The sequence below is a fragment of the Methylobacterium sp. Leaf89 genome, from assembly GCF_001422215.1.
Taxonomy (GTDB): domain Bacteria; phylum Pseudomonadota; class Alphaproteobacteria; order Rhizobiales; family Beijerinckiaceae; genus Methylobacterium.
The window spans coordinates 1-3,092 of sequence record NZ_LMML01000020.1; the positions used below are offsets into that span (position 1 = coordinate 1).

3 protein-coding genes are annotated in these 3,092 nt (G+C 68.3%); 2 read left to right on the forward strand and 1 reads right to left on the reverse strand.

Annotated features, from left to right (window positions below):
- Nucleotides 1-285: 285 nt before the first annotated feature.
- Nucleotides 286-1,113 (reverse strand): hypothetical protein, encoded by an 828-nt coding sequence (locus ASF18_RS23585; RefSeq protein ID WP_156648098.1) that lies wholly within the window; start codon nucleotides 1,111-1,113, stop codon nucleotides 286-288.
- 620 nt (nucleotides 1,114-1,733) lie between these two features.
- On the opposite strand from ASF18_RS23585, the gene ASF18_RS08055 reads away from it, so the two are divergent.
- Complete coding sequence (locus ASF18_RS08055) at nucleotides 1,734-2,426, forward strand: ParA family protein (RefSeq protein ID WP_056221330.1); 693 nt, start codon at nucleotides 1,734-1,736, stop codon at nucleotides 2,424-2,426.
- Nucleotides 2,423-2,824, forward strand: coding sequence for a hypothetical protein (locus ASF18_RS23590; RefSeq protein WP_056350697.1), 402 nt, complete (start codon nucleotides 2,423-2,425; stop codon nucleotides 2,822-2,824). Before ASF18_RS08055 ends, ASF18_RS23590 begins: the two co-directional genes overlap by 4 nt.
- The last annotated feature ends 268 nt before the right edge of the window (nucleotides 2,825-3,092 follow it).

The window sequence follows — 3,092 nt, forward strand, 5'->3', positions numbered from 1 at the left end:
TGGCCGCCCGCCGATGAACCGGGGTATACGGATCACTCCCAGACCCGTCAACTGCCGGAAACGGGGAAAACGCACATGTCGCAGTTTGGTTCTCTCCGGACGCAGACATAGGACGCGACCCCGTGTCGAGGTCGCGCTCTGACGAGGCCGGAAATCCTGCCCTGATCGCGTGACCTCGACACGAGCTCACCCTGGCGTTGCGCGTGCTTTTTGGGGGTTCGCGGGCCCTGATCCCGAGGCAGGCCAGGAGCTTCGGAGCTCTGCCCGCTCGGCCGGAGCGGCTCCTCACCCCCAGGTTGCGCGCCCGTTTTCTCCTCTTCTCGTAAACCCTTGATTCCGTGGGCCTCTCAAAAGTGAACCCTCCCCCCCTTCCACGGTACCCGTGGCTTGAGGGCCGGGAGATCCAGGCCCCCGAAAGGCTGCAGGCTCCGCAGCGAGCGCCTTGGGGGGCTTGCTCCGGGGATTCCAGCGCGCCAGCCAGCCCAGCCAGCTCGGGGAAACGATCCGAACCACGTTGGTGCGATTGGGACGGTACTGGACCCGTCGTTCCGTGATCGACACCAGGCCGAGGTTCTGGGCGACCCGCAGGGCCAGGCGCGCCTTGGTCTGGCCCACACCGGCCCGGGCGGCGATCTCGGGGATCGAGAGCGTGCACTGGCGTCCGGCGACGAACGCGTCGGCCACGATCTTGAGGACCGCCAATTCTCCCGTGGTGAAGCGGCAGGCGAGCTTCGGCGGCAGGGGCCCGGTGGCCGCCAGGGTCCGCCGGCGCTCCAGCGAGCGGGCCCGGTCGGGCGAGCGCTGGGAGCGCTTGGGGGGGAAATAGGACCAGAGGCGCGGATCCCGGCTCGGGTTCTGGCCTGAGGACGCGCCCGGGGCCTCCACAGCCGCCTCAGGGGGCGTCCGAGGGGGGATGACCGCGAGGCCTCCGAGGGAAACGGCGGAGGCCTGGGCGCGCGGTTTGCGGCGGCCGTGGATGGCTTCGGCGAGGGCCTGGGCCTGGACTTCCGTCAGGGCGCCCTCCCCGGCCGCGCGCCACAGATCGCGGCTCAGGGCGTCCAGAGCGGCCAGGGGAACATGGTTAACGAGAGTGAGCAGGTGATCGAACGACATGGTGGTCCCTGGGTTGGGACCGCATCGGGCCGAGCGACATCGCCTCGAGAATGAACATTCCCGATTGACTCCTGGAGGGAGCTGTGATGTGCTAGAGACCTTCGGTGTTCTCTGGCACATTCTGCGACTTGACGGCCCTTCCGGTTTGGCGACCGGGGGGGCCGTTGTCGTTTCAGGGTCCTACTGCGGTGTGGCGGTGGTTCCTTGATCGAATCCCCGGTCGAGCAAGGGACCGAGACCGCACATTCGGCATGCGAGAGGGTCTCCTGTCAAACCAGGGACTTGTGTCGTCCCGCAGCAGCACCCGATCGGTGTTTCCCGCCGGGACCGGGGCGCCCGTTCATCCCCCGGGCCATCCGATCCGAGGGAAGGCGTTCCCCTCGGAAAACCGAACAGCGTTGACGGTCCAGATAGACGGTCTATCCGACAGAACCGCCACACACGATAAGTCGTAAGGCTCTGTGACAACGCGCAAATCTTATACAGATGGGCAAATGGCCTTTTGCCCAAGAACCCAGTTGGGTTTACGGGTTCTTGGGAATTTGGGCATTAGGGTATTGGGGCCCTCGGGGTTTTGCACCTTGGGGAATGTGGGCCCACGAGCCCGGGGAGCCTTTTCGATGGCGGTCATCAGCGTCTGCTCCACGAAGGGCGGGGTCGGGAAAACGACGCTCGTGATCTGCCTGGCCGATGCCTTCGCCCGACAGGGGGGAAGCGTGGCCATTGTCGATGCCGATCCGAACGGGCATGTGGGCGCCTGGCGCGCGCGCGCGGGGGCGGACTCCACCGTCGCGGTCATCTCGGGCGTGACGGAGACCGTCATCCTCGACCGCATCGCAGAGGCGGCGACGCAGTACGGGATCGTCCTGGTGGACCTCGAGGGGGCCGCCTCGCAGGCCGTCACCTACGCGATCGCCGAGTCGGACCTCGTGCTGATCCCCACCAAGATCTCGGGAATGGACCTGCAGGAGGTGTTCCGGACCTACGAGGTGGTGCAGCGGGCCGAACGCATGCTGCGCCGATCGATCCCAGCCCGGGTGGTCCTGACCCAGATGTCGCCCCTGCAGAACCGCGTCGCCCAGCATGCCCGGGAGGAGATCCAGGGTGCCGGCATCCCGCTGCTGCGGACCGAGGTGATCCAGCGGGCCGCGTACCAGTCCATGCATTTCACGGGGTCGACGCCGGCCGGGCCGGGCGGAGACCCGAAGGCCGCCGCCGAGGTGGGCGGCGTCCTGAACGAGCTCCTCGCCATCCTGGCCGAACAGCAGGCCGCGCAGCAGGACTTGGCCGAGCAGCCGGGAGCCGGACGATGAGCAAGCCTCCGTTCCTGCCCTCGCCCCGCCCACGGCCGCACACGAGTCCGGAGGAGGCCCGGCTGCTGGCGGCCGCGACGAGCGACCTCGGCTTCACCCGGGCCTCGAGCGCCCCCCAGGAGCCGCCGGCCGCCCTAGGAGTCCCCGAGACGCCCCGGCCGGCCGAGACCATTGCGACCGGTCCGGTCCGGACGCCGAAGGCCCGGGCTTCCGCGAGGCGGCGGACCAAGGCGACGGTCCTGAAGGTCGAGGTACCGGATCCCGTCTGGACGGCCCTGCGGCAGGAGGCCCTCGATCGCCGGGTGACCGTGAAGTACCTGGTCCTTGAGGCCCTGGCGGCCAAGGGCTACGCCTTCGACCTCTCCGCCATCCCGAAGGACGGACGCCGCCTGCGCTAAGGGAGCGGTCCGCAGGGATCCTGTCCGAAAGACCGCCTGTCCGCAGATCCGATCCGAACCCTGCGGACGTGGGCCGGATCCCTACGCCCATGTCCGCAGGGCCATGGTCCAACGGACGCCGCGACCGACCGAGGAGCCGGAAACGCAGAAAGGCCGCCCCGGAGGGCGGCCTTTCTGGTGCGACGATCGTTTGTGAGGGCGTGTCTCTTGTTCTGTGCAGGTCTGGCGGCGACCGACTCTCCCGTGTCTTGAGACACAGTACCATGGG